The organism is Ruegeria sp. AF8 (assembly GCF_056541825.1).
This window is the reverse complement of the sequence record NZ_JBQFYW010000001.1, coordinates 316606-335233: the sequence shown is the minus strand read 5'-3', so window position 1 is coordinate 335233 and position 18628 is coordinate 316606. Positions and strand designations below refer to the sequence as shown.

The 18628-nt window shown below is 61.6% G+C and carries 17 protein-coding genes; 9 read left to right on the top strand and 8 right to left on the bottom strand.

Annotation, left to right across the window (positions count from 1 at the left end):
- Window positions 1-7 precede the first annotated feature (7 nt).
- Together carB and ACR0AO_RS01575 are read left to right on the top strand one after the other, a co-directional pair.
- On the top strand, window positions 8-3352 hold the full coding sequence (gene carB, locus ACR0AO_RS01580; protein ID WP_480599065.1) for a carbamoyl-phosphate synthase large subunit: 3345 nt from the start codon (window positions 8-10) through the stop codon (window positions 3350-3352).
- 492 nt (window positions 3353-3844) lie between these two features.
- Complete coding sequence (locus ACR0AO_RS01575) at window positions 3845-4969, top strand: beta-ketoacyl-ACP synthase III (protein WP_480599063.1); 1125 nt, start codon at window positions 3845-3847, stop codon at window positions 4967-4969.
- A gap of 217 nt (window positions 4970-5186) precedes the next feature.
- Here the strand turns inward: ACR0AO_RS01575 and ACR0AO_RS01570 are convergent, their stop codons facing one another.
- Window positions 5187-5684, bottom strand: coding sequence for a GNAT family N-acetyltransferase (locus tag ACR0AO_RS01570; RefSeq protein ID WP_480599060.1), 498 nt, complete (start codon window positions 5682-5684; stop codon window positions 5187-5189).
- A 173-nt stretch (window positions 5685-5857) separates the two neighbouring features.
- A complete protein-coding gene (locus ACR0AO_RS01565; protein WP_480599058.1) occupies window positions 5858-6316 on the bottom strand; it encodes a hypothetical protein in 459 nt (152 codons plus the stop codon).
- A gap of 378 nt (window positions 6317-6694) precedes the next feature.
- Here ACR0AO_RS01565 and ACR0AO_RS01560 point away from each other — a divergent pair, with 378 nt between their 5' ends.
- Window positions 6695-7285: a thymidine kinase gene (locus ACR0AO_RS01560; RefSeq protein ID WP_480599056.1), complete on the top strand. Its 591-nt coding sequence runs from the start codon at window positions 6695-6697 to the stop codon at window positions 7283-7285.
- Between the two features lie 97 nt (window positions 7286-7382).
- On the opposite strand, the gene ACR0AO_RS01555 is transcribed toward ACR0AO_RS01560, so the two are convergent.
- The 5 genes from ACR0AO_RS01555 to ACR0AO_RS01535 form a co-directional block, all read right to left on the bottom strand.
- Entirely contained in the window at window positions 7383-8336 is a 954-nt protein-coding gene (locus ACR0AO_RS01555; protein WP_480599054.1) for a 2-hydroxyacid dehydrogenase, read from the bottom strand.
- Window positions 8336-8674, bottom strand: a complete 339-nt coding sequence (locus ACR0AO_RS01550) for a tRNA-binding protein (RefSeq protein ID WP_480599052.1) — start codon at window positions 8672-8674, stop codon at window positions 8336-8338. Before ACR0AO_RS01550 ends, ACR0AO_RS01555 begins: the two co-directional genes overlap by 1 nt.
- Window positions 8667-9482: a pyrroline-5-carboxylate reductase gene (proC, locus tag ACR0AO_RS01545; protein WP_480599050.1), complete on the bottom strand. Its 816-nt coding sequence runs from the start codon at window positions 9480-9482 to the stop codon at window positions 8667-8669. The genes ACR0AO_RS01550 and proC overlap by 8 nt, the downstream gene beginning before the upstream one ends.
- A gap of 39 nt (window positions 9483-9521) precedes the next feature.
- Entirely contained in the window at window positions 9522-10022 is a 501-nt protein-coding gene (locus ACR0AO_RS01540) for a type III secretion system chaperone family protein (RefSeq protein ID WP_480599048.1), read from the bottom strand.
- A gap of 304 nt (window positions 10023-10326) precedes the next feature.
- A complete protein-coding gene (locus ACR0AO_RS01535; RefSeq protein WP_480599046.1) occupies window positions 10327-10584 on the bottom strand; it encodes an accessory factor UbiK family protein in 258 nt (85 codons plus the stop codon).
- A gap of 97 nt (window positions 10585-10681) precedes the next feature.
- Here ACR0AO_RS01535 and lgt point away from each other — a divergent pair, with 97 nt between their 5' ends.
- The 4 genes from lgt (at window position 10682) to ACR0AO_RS01515 (ending at window position 14894) form a co-directional block, all read left to right on the top strand.
- On the top strand, window positions 10682-11569 hold the full coding sequence (lgt, locus tag ACR0AO_RS01530; protein WP_480599044.1) for a prolipoprotein diacylglyceryl transferase: 888 nt from the start codon (window positions 10682-10684) through the stop codon (window positions 11567-11569).
- A complete protein-coding gene (locus tag ACR0AO_RS01525; RefSeq protein WP_480599041.1) occupies window positions 11566-12633 on the top strand; it encodes a class I SAM-dependent methyltransferase in 1068 nt (355 codons plus the stop codon). Before lgt ends, ACR0AO_RS01525 begins: the two co-directional genes overlap by 4 nt.
- Window positions 12630-13385, top strand: coding sequence for a peptidoglycan editing factor PgeF (gene pgeF / locus ACR0AO_RS01520; protein WP_480599039.1), 756 nt, complete (start codon window positions 12630-12632; stop codon window positions 13383-13385). The genes ACR0AO_RS01525 and pgeF overlap by 4 nt, the downstream gene beginning before the upstream one ends.
- Before the next feature lie 726 nt (window positions 13386-14111).
- Complete coding sequence (locus tag ACR0AO_RS01515; protein WP_480599037.1) at window positions 14112-14894, top strand: Hint domain-containing protein; 783 nt, start codon at window positions 14112-14114, stop codon at window positions 14892-14894.
- Between the two features lie 96 nt (window positions 14895-14990).
- Here the strand turns inward: ACR0AO_RS01515 and ACR0AO_RS01510 are convergent, their stop codons facing one another.
- Window positions 14991-15491, bottom strand: a complete 501-nt coding sequence (locus tag ACR0AO_RS01510; RefSeq protein ID WP_480599035.1) for an Lrp/AsnC family transcriptional regulator — start codon at window positions 15489-15491, stop codon at window positions 14991-14993.
- A gap of 213 nt (window positions 15492-15704) precedes the next feature.
- On the opposite strand from ACR0AO_RS01510, the gene trxB reads away from it, so the two are divergent.
- Window positions 15705-16646 carry a thioredoxin-disulfide reductase gene (gene trxB / locus ACR0AO_RS01505; protein ID WP_480599033.1) on the top strand — a complete coding sequence of 314 codons (942 nt, stop codon included), beginning with the start codon at window positions 15705-15707 and terminating at the stop codon, window positions 16644-16646.
- Window positions 16647-16802: 156 nt separating this feature from the next.
- Window positions 16803-18482, top strand: a complete 1680-nt coding sequence (locus ACR0AO_RS01500; RefSeq protein ID WP_480599031.1) for an adenylate/guanylate cyclase domain-containing protein — start codon at window positions 16803-16805, stop codon at window positions 18480-18482.
- Window positions 18483-18628 lie beyond the last annotated feature (146 nt).

Below are 18628 nucleotides of genomic sequence, written 5' to 3'. Positions count from 1 at the left end.
CGTGGCCATGCCGAAGAGAACCGACATCCAGTCGATCATGATCATCGGGGCGGGCCCCATTGTCATTGGCCAGGCCTGCGAGTTTGACTACTCGGGTGCCCAGGCCTGCAAGGCGCTGCGCGAAGAAGGATACCGGGTCATTCTGGTGAACTCGAACCCCGCGACCATCATGACCGACCCCGGCCTGGCCGACGCCACCTATATCGAACCGATCACGCCCGAGGTTGTCGCCAAGATCATCGAGAAGGAACGCCCCGACGCCCTGCTGCCCACCATGGGCGGGCAGACCGGCCTGAACACTTCGCTGGCTCTGGAAGAAATGGGCGTACTGGAAAAATTCGGCGTCGAGATGATCGGTGCCAAACGCGACGCCATCGAAATGGCCGAGGACCGCAAACTGTTCCGCGAGGCGATGGACCGGCTGGGGCTGGAAAACCCCAAGGCGACTATCGTGACCGCGCCTAAGCGCGAAAACGGTTCCACCGATCTGGATGCAGGTGTGCAGATGGCACTGGACGAATTGGAAGAGATCGGCCTGCCCGCCATCATCCGCCCTGCCTTTACCCTGGGCGGCACCGGCGGCGGCGTGGCCTATAACCGTGAGGATTATATCCATTTTTGCCGCTCGGGCATGGATGCATCGCCGGTCAACCAGATCCTGGTCGACGAAAGCCTGCTGGGCTGGAAAGAATACGAGATGGAGGTGGTGCGCGACACTGCCGACAACGCCATCATCGTCTGTTCTATCGAAAACGTCGACCCGATGGGTGTGCATACCGGCGACTCGATCACCGTCGCCCCTGCACTGACGCTGACCGACAAGGAATACCAGATCATGCGCAACGGCTCGATTGCCGTGCTGCGCGAGATCGGTGTCGAAACCGGCGGATCGAACGTGCAATGGGCAATCAACCCCGATGATGGCCGCATGGTCGTGATCGAGATGAACCCGCGGGTGTCGCGTTCATCCGCGCTGGCGTCCAAGGCAACCGGTTTCCCGATTGCCAAGATCGCCGCCAAGCTGGCCGTGGGCTATACGCTGGACGAGTTGGACAACGACATCACCAAGGTGACCCCGGCCAGCTTTGAGCCGACCATCGACTATGTCGTCACCAAGATCCCGAAATTCGCCTTCGAGAAGTTCCCAGGGTCTGAGCCCTATCTGACCACCGCGATGAAGTCGGTGGGTGAGGCGATGTCCATCGGCCGCACCATCCACGAATCGATGCAAAAGGCGTTGGCCTCGATGGAGTCCGGCCTGACCGGCTTTGATGAGATCGAAATCCCCGGCCTGAATGTAGGTGTCTGGGACGAGGCCGACGACAAGGCTGCCGTGATCAAGGCGATCAGCCAGCAGACGCCCGACCGCCTGCGCACCATCGCGCAGGCGATGCGGCACGGCCTGTCGGATGACGAAATTCAGGCCGTCACCAAGTTCGACCCGTGGTTCCTGTCACGCATCCGCGAGATCACCGAGGCCGAACGTCAGGTGCGCAAGGACGGCCTGCCGGTGACCGAGGAAGGCATCCGCAAGCTGAAAATGCTGGGCTTCACCGATGCCCGCCTCGCCGGGCTGACTGGCACCTCCGAGCCGGAGGTCCGCAAGGCCCGCCGCGATGCCGGCGTCACCGCCGTGTTCAAACGCATCGACACCTGCGCCGCCGAGTTCGAAGCGCAGACGCCCTACATGTACTCGACCTACGAAGCCCCGATGATGGGTGAGGTTGAATGCGAGGCACGCCCGAGCGACCGCAAAAAGGTCGTCATCCTCGGCGGTGGTCCGAACCGGATCGGTCAGGGGATCGAGTTCGACTATTGCTGCTGCCACGCCTGCTATGCACTGACCGATGCGGGTTATGAAACCATCATGGTCAACTGCAACCCCGAGACGGTCTCGACCGACTACGACACCTCGGACCGCCTGTATTTCGAGCCGCTGACTTTTGAGCACGTCATGGAGATCCTGACGAAGGAACAGGAAAACGGCACTCTGCACGGTGTGATCGTCCAGTTCGGCGGTCAGACGCCGCTGAAACTGGCCAACGCGCTTGAGGCCGAGGGCATTCCGATCCTCGGCACCACACCGGATGCCATCGACCTGGCCGAAGACCGCGAACGCTTCCAGGCGCTGGTCAATGATCTGGGCCTGAAGCAACCGAAGAACGGTATCGCCTCGACCGACGAGCGGGCGTTGGAAATCGCCGAAGATATCGGCTTCCCGCTGGTGATCCGCCCATCCTACGTTCTGGGCGGTCGTGCGATGGAAATCGTCCGCGACATGGATCAGCTGAGGCGTTACATCAATGAGGCCGTGGTCGTCTCGGGCGATAGCCCCGTCCTTCTCGACAGCTATCTGGCCGGTGCGGTGGAACTGGACGTGGACGCACTGTGCGATGGCACCGATGTCCACGTCGCGGGCATCATGCAGCATATCGAAGAGGCCGGCGTGCATTCGGGCGACTCGGCCTGTTCATTGCCACCCTACTCACTGTCGAATGAGATCATCGAGCAGATCAAGGATCAGGCGTTCAAACTGGCCAAGGCGCTGAATGTTGTCGGCCTGATGAACGTTCAGTTCGCGATCAAGGATGATGAGATCTACCTGATCGAAGTGAACCCGCGCGCCTCGCGCACCGTGCCGTTTGTGGCAAAGGCCACAGACAGCGCCATTGCCTCGATCGCCGCGCGCGTGATGGCGGGCGAGAAGCTGTCGAGCTTCCCGATGCGCCCGCCCTATCAGGAAGGTCAGGACACCAAGATCGCTGACCAGATGACTCTGGCCGATCCGAACATGCCATGGTTCTCGGTCAAGGAGGCAGTGCTGCCCTTCGCCCGCTTCCCCGGCGTCGACACGATTCTGGGTCCCGAAATGCGCTCGACCGGCGAGGTGATGGGCTGGGACCGTTCCTTCCCGCGCGCCTTCCTCAAGGCGCAGATGGGGGCGGGCATGGTGCTGCCATCCTCGGGCCGCGCGTTCATCTCGATCAAGGATGCCGACAAGGGCGCGGCCATGCTGGAAGCGGCGAAAGTGCTGGTGGAACAAGGCTTTACGCTGGTCGCCACACGCGGAACGCAAAGCTGGCTGGACGGCCACGGGGTACCTTGCGAAGTCGTCAACAAGGTCTATGAGGGTCGCCCCGACGTGGTCGACATGCTCAAGGACGGGCAGGTTCAGCTGTTGATGAACACCACCGAGGGCGCGCAGGCGGTCGAGGACAGCAAGTCCATCCGCTCGATCGCGCTGTATGACAAGATCCCTTATTTCACCACCGCCGCCGCCAGCAATGCGGCGGCGCTGGCGATCAAGGCGCAGGCCGAGGGGGATGTCGAGGTGCGCAGCCTGCAAGGCTGATACTTGCCGGTTCCCGTCTCCCCCGTTGACCTTTGGCTGGCGGGGGATAATGCTGTTTGCAACGAGCAGTATAAGGAAAATCAGCCATGCGTATCATCGTGGTTTTCGCCACCCTTCTGGCTCTCGCCGCCTGCGACGTGCCGTTTGTTCCCCTGATCTGAGGCGCACAAACCGGGTGGGGGTAACTTGTGCCGGGCTGCGGACAAAGCGCCCGTCTTTCAGTGATGCACAGGTGAATTGTGCGGTTTGTACGCGATTTCACCTCCCACTTGTCCGAATTGTACCACTCCGCGGCACCGATCCGGATCAAAGATGGAGCCGTCGCCGCCGTCGCTAATTGCCGGGTGGCGGGCTGATGTCTGCGGTTACCAAAACATTTCAGAACTGAAGCAAAATTTCACTCATCCGGGGGGATTCCCTTGGGTCACTTCCCCTTGATCAGACCGTGAGGCGGCTTCATTTTGAGCCAATCCAAACCGTTCAGGACCCGCCATGTACACGCCCGCCATAACCGGAACCGGTGTCTTTACGCCCGAAAGCGTAATCACCAACGCCGAGCTTGTCGAAGCCTTCAACGCCTATGCCGATCGGCAGAACGCCGGGAATGCCGCAGCCATCGCGGCCGGACGGATGGAGCCGATGCAGCATTCGTCGGAGGAGTTCATCGTCAAGGCGTCGGGGATCGAGAACCGGTACGTGATGGACAAGGCCGGCATCCTGAACCCCGAGATCATGCACCCCACCCTGCGACAGCGCAGCGATGACGAGCCGGGCATCATGACCGAGATGGCGGTGGAGGCCTGCCGCAAGGCACTGGCGCAGGCGGGGCGCAGCGCCGGGGATGTGGATCTAGTGATCTGTGCGGCGTCGAACCACGAACGCGCCTATCCGGCGATTGCGATCGAGATACAGAACGCGCTGGGGATCAAGGGGTTCGGGTTCGACATGAACGTGGCCTGCTCCTCGGCGACCTTCGGCATTCAGGCGGCGGCGGACATGGTGCGCTCGGGCTCGGTTCGCGCGGCGCTGGTGGTCAATCCCGAGATTTGCTCGGGGCATCTGGAATGGCGCGACCGGGATTGCCATTTCATCTTTGGTGATGTGGCGACCGCGACCCTGATCGAACGCGAAGACGAAGCCAGGGGGCCACATTTCGAGATCCTGTCGACCCGCTGCGCCACCGAGTTTTCCAACAACATCCGCAACAACAACGGCTTTCTGCGCCGCTCGCGCCCCGACGGCGTCGCGGACCGGCGCGACATGCAGTTCATGCAGAACGGTCGCAAGGTGTTCAAGGAAGTGCTGCCGATGGTCAGCCAGCATATCGCCGATCACATGGCCGCCGAGGGGATCGCGAACACCGACCTGAAACGGCTGTGGCTGCATCAGGCCAACAAGACCATGAACGATTTCATCGGCAAGAAGGTTCTGGGCCGCGAACCGGAACCGGGCGAACAGCCCAATATCCTGCAGGACTATGCCAACACTTCGTCCGCCGGGTCGATCATCGCCTTTTCCAAGTATTCGGACGACTTGCAGGAAGGCGATATCGGCCTGATCTGTTCGTTCGGGGCGGGGTATTCGGTGGGATCGGTGATCGTCAAACGGCACGGGTGACGGGTTGGGTGCGGAGCCGGTTTGGGGGTGCCGGCTTTGAGCCCATTCTTGCCGTCGATTTGCGTCAAGTGTCGGTCTCTCGGAGGTGTGACCGTCATCTTAGTCCGCAAGATGAGGGCAATTTTGAAACCAGACCAAATCTCCAATAGGAACGCTGTTCAATGAAAGGCATGGAAGAAGCGATCAAAGCCATACGAGGGGCCTGACCAGGGCTAACTCACGCAATGCTCAACTCGAAATAATCGTGAGCTTCGTGTGGGTTGGTTTCCCAGGACGCAACCATCTTAAAGCCAAGTTTTTCGTACAGCCGTCTGGCAGGAACCTGACGTTCGCCAGTCATCAGCCTGACGGAGCGATACCCTTGCTCTTTAGCCAAGCCTATCACGCGTTTGCAACGGGCCGGTGCAACCCCACTGCCTCGACAATCCTTTGTGACGAACATCGATTTTAGTTCGCAGTGATCACGATCCATGCGGCGGACAGCGACCGTTCCAACGGGCCTATCGCTGAGATAGGCAATAAGCACATCACCTTGCGGAGGGCGATATTCGGTTGGGATTTTCGGTGAGCTATCAAAAAACCACGAACCTCGATAATACTCTTCAATGCGTTGAAGATCGTCACGGTTGAGGGACCTGACGGCTTCGTACAATCCTCTCATGAGATTTGCGGCATCGTCGATCTCCCTTTGCGACCGGACTTCGAGAATTTTCATGGGCCAATCTCCAAAAGTGGTCCGAATAGTCCGATAATAACACGATCCCACGGCAGCATCCTCGCCGCGCTTGAAGGTCTGGTTTGTCAGCATACCAGACACCTATCGACAAGCGCGATGGAATCAGGCGCGGCCCCGATAGCCGCCTGCAAAAGCGAAAGATCAGCCCGCTATCAGGTGCTTTCCTCTTCGAGGTGTAGTTTCATGTCGATCAGCACCTGTTGCAGCTGCACGGTTTCGCGCAGCAGGCGTTTGGCTTCGTTCACGGTGATGATGCCGTCTTCCATCGCTTCCTGGTATTCGCTCATCAGCATGGCGAACCGCTGGCTGAGCGCGATCACGTCGGAATTCACGCCGCCGGTTCTGGGCTCGTTGGTGTTGCGGCCATTGTAGGACAGGGTGATGTTCTTGAGATCGGCCAGCGCCGAGGTCACATGCGGATAGCTGGATTGCTCTTCAAGCTTGGCAACCGCGTCCACCGGCATGAAGCGGTCGGCATGTTCGGCATTGTCGGAATAGTACCTGCCCAGGGTCGCCTTGGATTTGCCGGTGATCCTGCAGGCCGCCTCGATCCCGACATCCTTGACCAGCGCCTCGGTGTGTTTCTTCAGATAGGCGCAGATATCTGCCATTTTCGCCTCGTCGAACAACTGCCTCTGCCGACCCTTTGTTGTTTCCGGGGGAAAGGGTCAGGAAATTTCCCATTTCTGAGTTTTAATTCAAATGTCATACCTTGGCTATCCCTCAGATAAGCGGGGGATTTTGTGAGTGAGTGGCGGCAGTTCCTGCTGGTAGTGAGTGTTGGCGGGGCAGAATTGATCGCCTCGCTCCGGTAAGGTCAGATGATGACCAGCGACGTCGTCGTTGCGGTTGTGGGTTGACCATCCCCGAACGAGCGTTGGCTCAGGTCCCGTTTCCGTGGCGGCGGCGTCGTATAACCTCATATCAACACGAAAACCTTTGGCCAGCAGCGCCTTGCCCCTCTCGTGCGGGCGGTCTAGACCCGGCGCATGGCCAAGCTCTATTTCAACTATTCGACCATGAACGCCGGCAAGTCGACGGTCCTGCTGCAAGCCTCGCACAACTATCGTGAACGGGGGATGAAGACCTATCTGATGACGGCGGCGGTGGATGGCCGCGCGGGTGCGGGACGAATCGCGTCGCGAATCGGGATCTCCGAGGCGGCCGATACGTTCGGCTCCGATGACGATGTCTTTGCGATGATCACGGCGCGGCTGGCCAAGGGCGAGGTGGCCTGCGTATTTGTCGACGAGGCACAGTTTCTTTCCGAAAAACAGGTTTGGCAACTGGCCCGCACAGTGGACGATCTGAAGGTGCCGGTGCTGGCCTATGGGCTGCGGGTGGATTTTCAAGGCAGGTTGTTTCCCGGCTCGGCGGCGCTGCTGGCGCTGGCAGACGAGATGCGCGAGGTGCGAACGATCTGCGAATGCGGGCGCAAGGCGACGATGGTGATCCGCCAGGATGCGGATGGCCGTCCCATAACCGAGGGCGCACAGGTGCAGATCGGCGGCAACGAAACCTATGTCTCGCTCTGCCGCAAACACTGGCGCGAGGCGGTGGGCGATCTCCCCGCCGCCTGATCCCGAGCGCGACCGCAGCCCGCCCGTGGCGGGCTGCCCGGCCCAACCGGCGGCAGCGCATCTTTGATGCGCTTGCGGCGGGCGGGAGCGCCTGTTTTCAGGTCACCGCGTTCGGCAATGCCCCACCAGCGGCAAAGGCGGCCACATTGTCCAGCGCCATGTGGCCCATGTTGCTGCGCACCTCTTCGGTCGCGGTGCCCAGATGCGGCAGCAGGGTGACGTTTTCCATCGCGCGCAGCGCCTCGGGCACCGCCGGCTCGAATTCATAGACATCAAGCCCCGCACCGCCGATCGATCCGGCATCGAGCGCCGCGATCAGGGCTGCCTCGTCCACCACCTCGCCGCGCGCGATATTGATGAGCAGGCCGGTGGGCTTCATCGCCCCAAGAATGCCCGCGTCGATCAGGTGCCGGGTCTCGGCGCCACCGGGCACCGCGACGATCAGGAAATCGACCGCTGCCGCCAATGCCGGCAGATCGGTGGCGGGTTCGGCGGGGAAGTCCAGCTGTTTCGGGCTGCGGGCGACATAGGCCACCTGCATGGCGAACCCGAAATGGCAGCGCCGCGCGATGGCCTGGCCGATCCGGCCCATGCCGACGATACCGACCCGTTTGCCTGTGACGTGGTGGCCCAGCATCTGGGTCGGGTGCCAGCCCTGCCACTGACCCGAGCGGACCAGCCGCTCGCCCTCGCCGGCGCGCCGCGCCGTCGACAAGAGAAGGGTCATGGCGATGTCGGCGGTGGCATCGGTGACCGCGCCCGGCGTGTTGGTCACGGCAATCCCCGCCGCCGTGGCCGCCCGCACGTCGATATGATTGTAGCCGACACCGAAATTGGCCAGCAATTTGCAGCGCGGCTGCGGTACAGCAGCAAAGATATCCTCCGAGAACATATCCCCCAGCGTTGGCACCACCACGTCGAAATCGGTGAGGGCGCGGCGCATTTCGTCGCGGGACAAGGGCGTGTTGCCGTCGCGGATCTCGACATCGAACTCGGCGCGGGCGCGGGCCTCGACAGCGGGCGGCATCGGGCGGGCGATCCAGAGCTTCATCAATGCATCCGTCCGCCCAGCGGCACCTTGCCGTCCGGACCGATCAGAACGATTTCACCGGTTTCATCCGGCAGCCCCAGCACCAGTACCTCGGACATGAACTTGCCGATCTGGCGGGGCGGGAAATTCACCACCGCCATGACCTGCTTGCCCACCAGTGTGGAGGGATCGTAATGCGCCGTGATTTGGGCCGAGGTCTTGCGTTCACCGATCTCGCCGCCGAAATCGATCCACATCTTGATCGCTGGTTTGCGCGCTTCGGGGAAGGGTTCGGCACGCAGGACCTCGCCCACGCGCACGTCCACTTTCAAAAAGTCGTCAAAGGAAATTTCACTCACGCGACAACTCCCTGGATCGGTCGGTAGCGGCCTTCACCGCGCGGTGCAGCAGATCGGGAAACCCCGTCTCCTCATGCATCAAAACCTCAAGCGCGGCCTGAGTGGTGCCGTTGGGTGAGGTTACATTGACCCGCAACTGCGATGGATCTTCGTCAGCGGCCATGGCCAGTGCCCCTGCCCCGGCCACGGTGGACTTGGCCAGCTGCATCGCCAGCTCATGCGGCAGGCCCTGCGCCTCGCCCGCCTTTGCCAGGGTTTCGATCAGGTGGAACACGTAGGCCGGACCGGACCCGCTGAGCCCGGTTACCGCGTCCATCTGCGCCTCATCTTCCAGCCGCACGGTCTGCCCCACTGCCGAGAGCAGGCTTTCGGCCTGTTCCATTTGTGCTTCGCTGACATGCCCGTTGCCAATGAGCGCGGTAATGCCTTGCCGGATCGCGGCGGGGGTGTTCGGCATGGCACGGACAATGGGGGTTGTTTTGCCCAGAACCGCTTCGAACGTGGCGATGGAGGTTCCGGCGGCAACCGAGACGAACAGCGTACGCCCGCCGCCCAGCGCCTTTATCGACGGCAGGGCGTCGCCCATCATCTGCGGCTTGACGGCCACCAGCACCACGGCGGGCGCTTCGGGCAATGGTGTATTGATATTGACGCCCTGCGCCCTGACCCAGTCCGAGGGATAGGGATCAATCACCCAGACCGACGAGGCCGGAAGCCCGTGCTCCAGCCATCCGGCCAGCATGGCCGACCCCATCTTACCGCAGCCCAGAAGGACCAGCCCCTGTTCCGCGATGCGCTCCATGTGCATAAGTGCCCCTCCCCGTTTTCTCAGGTTCGGGGCGCAGGTTTACGCGCGACCGTATGCCTCTGCAATGGCGACTTGCATCGCCTCGGCGGGGGTTCGGTTGCCCCATGTCACCAGCTGGATCGCCGGATAGTAGCGCTCGGCACTCAGCACGGCGGCAGTGATCATGGTGTCGATCTGCTCGGCGCTGGCCGTCTGGCCGCCCGCAAGCACCAGACCATAGCGATACACCATCAGCTTCTGACCACCCCAATAGGTAAAGGCGCCGGCCCAGCACTGATCGTTCATCGCATTGAGCAGCTCGTAAAGCTGCGGCACGCGCTCTTCCGGCGGCTCCATCTCGAACGAGCACACCATGCGCAGCGTCTCGTCAAAGCCGGACCAGGCCAGGGTAATGGAATAGGTGCGCCACTGGCCTTCGACCGCCATGGCAATCTGATCGTCGCCGATTCGATCGAAATCCCAGTCGTGGTGTTCGGCCAGATGTTCGACAATGTCGATCGGGTGAATGTCTTCTTCCAGATACTGCTCGGAAAGTGCCATGGTACACCTCGCTGATTTCTAGCGGATCGGGGCTGGCAGCGCCCCCAGCGCTAGTTGCCTGCTCTACAAACCGGGCATTCGCCCAGAGCCTGTACCAGATATGGTGCGATGTGGCTGCATATCTGACAACCCCCATTTTTGGGGATAACAGCAATAAGTTGTGGACAGACGGCAACGGCACTCAAAATATCGGCTTCCGATGCGGCTTTTTCTTGCATTGACAGCCCGGAACAGCACAATGCACCTCACCGCGCATCCCCGACGGGTTGCACGGCACGGTTGTTTGCTCCCGAAAATCCGACAGCTATGAGGATTGATCGCCCAGTTTCGCCTCAAGCGCGGCGATGCGCTGTTCCAGCGCGGCGTTTTCCTCGCGCGCTTTCTGGGCCATCGCGCGCGCCGCGTCGAATTCCTCGCGGGTGACGAAATCGCGGTCGGCAAGCCAGCGGTCCATCAGCGATTTCATCGCCGTCTCGGCCTCTTCCCGCGCGCCCTGGGCCACGCCCATGGCGTTGGTCATCAGTTGGGAAATGTCGTCCAGAATCTTGTTGCGGGTTTGCATGTCTTTACTCCCGTGTCGCGGTTGCCCCCTATATGGGTCACAAGCGCGGCAGGCTCAAGGTTGACTTGCCCCTCAAACCACGGGCAATGAGACGCACATGCAGGCAGTTATCCCTTTTCCCGACTTTTCGCCCGAACTTTTCTCGATCACGGTCTTCGGGATGGAATTCGCGCTGCGCTGGTACGCGCTGGCCTATATCGCGGGCATCCTGATTGCCTGGCGCATGGCGCTGACGGCACTGCGGCGCCCGCCCCTGTGGCCCGACCAAGTGCCCCCGATGAGCGCACGGCAGCTTGAGGATCTGCTGACCTGGATTATCCTGGGTGTCATTCTCGGCGGGCGGTTGGGATTCGTTCTGTTCTATCAGCCCTCATACTATCTGCAGAATCCGCTGGAGGTTTTGAAGATCTGGCAAGGCGGCATGGCCTTTCACGGCGGTATGCTGGGAGTGATCGCGGCGGCGTTTCTCTTTGCCAGAAAGTATCAAATCCCGACCCTGCCGCTGGCCGACCTGGTCGCCCATGCGGTGCCGCCCGGATTGTTGCTGGGGCGGTTGGCGAATTTCGTCAATGCCGAGCTGTGGGGACGGCCCAGCGATGCGCCTTGGGCGGTGATCTTTCCCGGCGAGGCGGCACAGTACTGCCCCGGGGTCGAAGGACCGTGCGCACGCCATCCGTCACAGCTTTACGAAGCCGGGCTCGAAGGTTTGCTGTTGGGCGCATTGTTGCTGTGGCTGGTTTATCGGCGCGGCGCGTTCCGGCAGCCGGGTCTGGTTCTGGGTGCCTTTCTTGCCGGATACGGGCTGTCGCGGTTTCTGGTCGAGTTCTTTCGCCAACCGGATGCGCAATTCGTCTCGGCCGGCAACCCGCTGGGACTGGCCTGGCAGATCGGCGGCTATGGGCTGACGATGGGGCAGTTCCTGTCGCTGCCGATGATCGCTTTTGGCCTGTGGTTCGTCTGGCGGGCAAGGTGGGGTCCGGCATGAGCCTGCGGGACATCCTGATCAAACGCATCCGGCAGGACGGGCCGATGACCGTTGCCGACTATATGGCCGAGTGCCTGCTGCACCCCGAGCACGGCTATTATACCACCCGCGACCCTTTTGGTGCATCGGGCGATTTCATCACCGCGCCCGAGATCAGCCAGATGTTCGGGGAACTCGTGGGGCTTGCGCTGGCGCAAAGCTGGCTGGATCAGGGCAGCCCCGCCCCGTTCACACTGGCCGAGCCTGGTCCCGGGCGCGGCACCCTGATGGCGGATATCCTGCGCACCACACGCGGCGTTCCCGGCTTTCGCGAGGCCGCCCGCGTGGTTTTGATCGAAGCGTCCCCGGCCTTGCGGGATGTTCAGGCCAATACTCTGGCTGGGATCAACCCGCGCTGGCTTGACCGGGTCGCGGACCTGCCCGACGCGCCTCTGTTTCTGGTCGCCAACGAGTTTTTCGACGCACTGCCGATTCGGCAATTCATCCGCGACGGCGAAGGCTGGCGCGAGCGGCTGGTCGGGGCGCAGGATGGCGCGCTGGCCTTTGGCCTGGGAGCACAGGCGCCGCAAGCCGCGCTGGATTGCCGGCTGGAAGACACGCGCGAGGGCGATCTGGTCGAGACATGCCCCGCCGCCGGCCCCGTGATCGCTGCCGTTGCCAGACGGATCGCGCACTACGGCGGCGCCGCACTGGTGGTCGATTATGGCGACTGGCGCTCATTGGGGGATACGTTTCAGGCCCTTCGCGCGCATGACCGCGCCGACCCGCTGGCCGATCCGGGACAGGCAGATTTGACCGCACATGTGGATTTCGAGGCGCTGGCTCAGGCCGCCCGCACGGCGGGCTGCGCGCATAGCCGGTTGACGACGCAGGGCGTGTTTCTGGAGCGTTTGGGCATAACCGCCCGAGCGCAGGCTCTTGCGCGCGGCAAGGAGGAAAAAGACCTGAATGCGCTGATTGCCGCACATCGCAGGTTGACGCACCCCGAGGAAATGGGAAACCTGTTCAAGGTAATGGCGCTTTATCCCGCGTCAGCTTCACCGCCACCCGGATTGGACCGATGACGCTGGAAATACTGACATCAGATTTGCTGGCCCCGGCCCATCACGGTTTTTTTAGCCGTCGCGGCGGCGCGTCGTCCGGCATTTTCGCCGGGCTGAACTGCGGTGTCGGTTCTTCGGATTTGAACGAAGCCGTGGCGCTGAACCGGACTCGTGTGGCCGATGCCATGCAGGTAATGGCCCCCGATCTGGTCGGCGTGCATCAGGTGCATTCCGCCGATGCAATCATCGTGACCGAACCCATGAACGCAAAACCCAGGGCCGATGCGATGGCGACGGCAGTGCCGGGACTGGTCCTGACGATCCTGACCGCCGATTGCCAACCGGTTCTGTTTGCCGATCACGGGGCCGGCGTTGTTGGTGCTGCCCATGCCGGTTGGCGCGGTGCGCTGGACGGTGTGCTGGAAGCAACGCTGGATGCAATGGAATCACTGGGCGCGCGGCGCGAAAACACTGTTGCCGTCATCGGTCCCACGATTTCGCAACGCGCCTATGAGGTGGGGCCGGAATTTCTGGACGATTTCCTGATCGAGGATGCGGGCAACACCCGTTTCTTTGCCAATGGCAACGGCGACAGGATGATGTTCGATTTACCTGCCTACGGGTTGCACCGTTTGCGGCGGGCGGGGATCGGGGCCGCCGAATGGACACGGCATTGCACCTATTCCGACCCGGACCGGTTTTTTTCCTATCGCCGGGCCACCCATGCCGGCGAGGCTGACTATGGCCGGTTGATCTCGGCGATACGACTCTGATCGATTGTGTCTGAATTAAGGCAAAGCCGCCACGATCTCGCCCAAAAAATTTCGTCTAATTCCCTGTGAATCACGTGTGAAAACATGCCTGAGCTCAAGTGGTTAAGCGGCTGACTGGTGCCGTTGAAATCAGGCACAGAAATGAAAGGAGCCCGCAACCCGCGCAAATTTGTCCTCATTTTTTCCCGGATCGGCCCTAACGGCGCCGCAAAACCTTTTCAATGTCGAGTTATCAGAATTCGACGGGTTTAAGCCCGCTGACGGAAGGGGAAGAATGAAATCCGGTTCGCGTTTTATCAGGTCGGTGATCGCCACGGCAAAAGGTCACTTGCTGCCAATGCCCTGGAAACTGAAATCGGAACATTCAAATAGCGTCGCTCCTTTATGCGAGTAAGGCTTGAAATACTGCCTGAAGGCCAAGCTGCCGGCCTTTTGGAACGTCCGTATCGGCAATTGCTCTGGGCCGATTTGGATCAGAACCGCCCATGTTTGCGGTAATCCGGGGCACGAGTGTGGTGGGTATTTTATGCCCGCTTGTTATGAGTTCTGTTTGGGGGGTCATCGTTTTGACCAAAGTTGAGCAACATTTTGCTCGCCTTTGTGGGCATTGCCGCTGGATACCCTGCGGTTTTTGCGACCGTTTCAGGACATTAAATCTGTATGCCAATACAAGGCCGTCTGAGGGGGCTGCCCAAATATGGCAGGAATGAAGGGGACGGAAGACGTATGTCTATTCCATATTCGTTAACGCGAGCGGCGCGCAATGCTGTTGAAACCTCTGCGCTGCTGCAGGACCCGGCCGCGCTGCGCGGCCAGAACCGGCCGCATTTGAGGCGGTACGAAGTCTGCACCCAATCACCAAACGGCGAGATCCTCCAGAAGCGCCACATCGCGCCTGCCCTGCCGTTGTTCGAGGATGCGTTCTGCGCCTTTTCACGCGGCTCGCTGATCGAAACCGATCAGGGGCCGATGGCCATCGAAGACCTGCTGCCGGGCGACCGCGTCATCGTTCAGGACGACAGCGCGCAGGAGGTCTTGTGGAAAGGCTCCATCACGCTGTTGCCGGGGCGCCCCGACGCGCGGGGCCGGACCCATCCGCTGACCCGGTTCATGGCCGACACGTTCGGCATTCAAAAGCCGATGTCGGGGGTCATTGCCGGACCGTCGGCGCGCATTCTCGCCACACCTGCGCATCTGCGCCAACTTTCCGGCGGTAGCCCGATGCTGACTCCGGTGCAGGAATTCGTGGACGGTATGGGCGTGGTGGAAACCATTCCGCCCACCCCGGTCGAGTTGTTCCACATCTGCCTGAAGAAACATGCGGTGATCAATGTCGACGGTGTCCAGTTCGAATCCTATCACCCCGGCATCCACGCCGTTCGCATCCTGGGACAGACCCTGCGCGAGCTTTACCTGAGCCTGTTCGATCACATTCACACGCTCAGCGATTTCGGCCCTCTGGTGTTCCCGCGCGCCGGTGACGGCGAAATCGACGCGATCACGGCCTGAGGAGAAACCTTATGCATCTGCTTCTCAGCTGGATTTTTTCACTGACCATCGCGGCATTTCTGCCGTCTTCGACCGCGCCCTCGGGCGCAGCCGCGATCAGGCGCTTCGGCTTAAGCGTTCTTCCAGGACGTCGAACGGAACGCCGGGTTCGTCCTTTGCGCCTCGAATGACAAGTGATGTCTTGACGCTGGCCACGTTCGGCGTGGTCAGCAACTCTCCGGTCAGGAATTGCTGAAAGCTGCTGAGATCGGGCGAGACGCATTTCAGAATGAAATCCACTTCACCGTTCAGCATGTGGCATTCCCGGACCAGCGGCCAGTTGCGGCAGCGTTCCTCGAAGGCGCGCAATTCGACCTCGGCCTGGCTGTCCAGACCGACCATGGCAAAGACCTGAACCTCGAACCCCAGTTCGCGGGCATTGACGTCGGCATGATAGCCGCGGATATAGCCGGCCTCTTCCAGCGTCCGCACCCGCCGCAGACAGGGCGGAGCGGAAATTCCCACACGTTTTGCGAGTTCGACGTTGGTCATGCGACCGTCTGCCTGCAATTCGGAAAGAATCTTGCGGTCAATTTCGTCCAGCCGTGTCGCGACCATGAAATGCTCCTGGGTTTTTCGGTTCTTATAACAGCGCCCCAATCGGGCGCAATATTATTTCGTGCCCACGCAACATTCATTAATCTCAAAGGCATATTTACCCCTGTCCGATGCGGCGCCGGAATCATCTTGGGGCTTTAAGAGCGGGTTCCGCGCCGCTATATCCCCCTGCGAGGACTTCAGGTTCATTCGGGCAATACAAACGGGGGCACCATGACCGAGACACGTCACACCAAGGTTCTGATCATCGGCTCGGGGCCTGCGGGCTATACCGCCGGCGTCTATGCAAGCCGCGCCATGCTGGAGCCCATTCTGGTGCAGGGGATCGAACCGGGCGGGCAACTGACCACCACGACCGATGTGGAAAACTATCCCGGTTTCACCGAGGTGCAGGGCCCGGATCTGATGATCAAGATGCAGGAACACGCCGCCGCGATGGGCTGCGAGGTCATCGGCGACATCATCACCGATCTGGACGTGTCCGGACGCCCCTTCACCGCCAAGGGCGACAACGGCACCGTCTATACGGCGGACGCGGTGATTCTGGCCACCGGGGCCCGGGCGAAATGGCTGGGCCTGCCGTCCGAGGACAAGTTCAAGGGCTTTGGCGTCTCGGCCTGCGCCACCTGTGACGGGTTTTTCTATCGCGGACAGGAAATCGTGGTGATCGGCGGCGGCAACACCGCCGTGGAAGAGGCGCTGTTCCTGACCAATTTCGCCAGCAAGGTCACCCTGGTCCACCGCCGGGATGAGTTGCGGGCGGAAAAGATTCTTCAGGACCGCCTGTTGAAGAACGAAAAGATCGAGCCGCTGTGGTTTCACACGCTGGAAGAGGTGATCGGCACCGACGCGCCGCTGGGGGTCGAAGGGGTTCGGGTCAGGAACGTGAACACCGGCGAGATCACCGAAATCCCCTGCAAGGGCGTCTTCGTGGCGATCGGCCACGCCCCCGCCAACGAACTGGTCAAGGACACGCTGGACACCCATATGGGCGGCTATGTCGTGACCAAACCGGGCACCACTGAAACATCGGTGCCCGGGGTGTTTGCCGCGGGCGATCTGACCGACCATGTCTACCGTCAGGCGGTGACCAGCGCCGGTATGGGCTGCATGGCGGCGCTCGACGCCGAGCGCTTCCTGGCCGGGCAGGACTAGGCGGATGCCGGAATTCTCCGGCCCCGGCCCGGAGAATTCTGATTCGTTCCCTGAGCAGCGTGACCGTGGCCCGGTGACAAACTCGCGAGCGGGGCTTGACCGCCCCTTCCCCGCCTCACACAGTTGACCCGGCGCAGCGGCAAACCGGAGGCGCAAGTGGCGAGTGCTCTCTGGCGGGGCGATTGGACGACACGGCTCAGGATCGTAACCGGATTGATCCTGTTCGCGTATGCGTTTTTCCACTTCGTCAATATCGGACTGGGGCTGTTCAGCCAGGATGCGATGAACGCCATGCAGGACGCGCGGCAGGTCGTTACGCGCAGTCTGCCGGGCACGATCCTGCTGTACGGATCCCTGCTGATCCATGCCGGGCTGGCGCTGGTTTCGCTGGCGCAGCGGCGCACTCTGCGCATGCCCTTTGCCGTGGCGCTGCAGGTGGTTCTGGGGTTTCTGATCCCGCTGCAATTGCTTTCGCATCTGGTACAGACCCGGCTGGCCCACGAGCTTTACAGCGTCAATGACGAGATGAGCTATGTCATCATCCTGATGTGGCCTGGCCCGGCAGTCTGGTGGCAAAGCCTGCTGCTGCTTCTGGTCTGGGTACATGGCTGTATCGGCCTGCATTTCTGGCTGCGTCTGACGCGCTGGTGGCAAAGCGCCGTGCCGTATCTGATCGGAGTGGCGGTCCTGACCCCCGCCTTTGCCCTTGCCGGCCTGCTGACCGAGGGGCGGCGGATGTCCGATTTTTTCGCGGATGACGGGCTGCGCGCCGATTTCGCCGACTATTTCAACTGGCCGGACGAGGCGGCGTTCCTGTCCCTGTTTTCGGTCAGGGACTGGGCGCATGGCGTGTTCTGGGTGGCACTGGCCCTTGCTCTTGCAATCCATTTGGGGCGCAAGCTGTGGCGGCGCAGGCATTCGGTGCGAATCCGATATGTGGACGGGCCCGAGATCCGGTCGGAAAAGGGTATGACCCTGTTGGAAATGTCGCGCGCGAACGCGGTGCCGCATACCGCCTTGTGCGGCGGCAAAGGGCGCTGCACCACCTGCAGGGTCATCGTCGAGGAAGGCGCCGACCTGCTGCACCCGCCCGGAGAGGTCGAAGCCCGCAGCCTCGCCGCCATCGACGCTCCGCCGGGAATACGGCTGGCCTGCCAGATCCGGCCGATGGAGCCCTCGACGGTGTTCCGGGTCTTTCGCCCCGAAGGCGGACGGAGCCGTGCCCATGCCAGTCAGGGGCAGGAGCGGCAACTGGCCGTGCTGTTTCTGGATATGCGCGGGTTTACCGCACGGACCACGGGCCAATTGCCCTATGACGTGGTTTTCCTGCTGAACCGGTTTTTCGACGCCATCGTGCCCGCGATCACGCAGGCGGGCGGCGTGGTGGACAAATATCTCGGCGACGGTCTGCTGGCCGTGTTCGAAACCCGGGACACCGCCAGTTCGGCCCGCGCCGGTATCCGTGCGGCCATCGGTGTCAGCCACGCATTGCAAGCGTTCAACCTGCGGCTGACGCAGGAGGAGGCCGCCGAAATCCGGATTGGGATGGGGCTGCATATCGGCACCCTCGTTCTGGGTGAAATTGGCGCCGGCGGGCATGCGCCCCGCACGATCATCGGTGACACGGTCAACGCCGCAAGCCGGCTGGAAGGGCAGACCAAGGCGCTGAAGGCCGAGTTGCTGGTCTCAGCCGAAACATTGCAGGCCGCCGGCGTCGATACCGCCGCGCTGCCGCTGCAGGAATTCCGGTTGCGCGGCGTTCCCAAGCCGCTCGCGGCCCTTCCCGTCGCGACCGCTTCCGAGTTGGAGACCCTTCCGGGACTGGCGGAACGATGACCTCAAAGCGGGGGAATTTCGCTGATTTCGGCGAACTTTCTCCCATCATCCGCTGAAAATACGCAAAAGACGTTCCAATAGGCGGTAAAACGACACACTTCGTCCTTAGTTGCGCGCAACCATCTGGACTTCGCTCCTGCAACCGG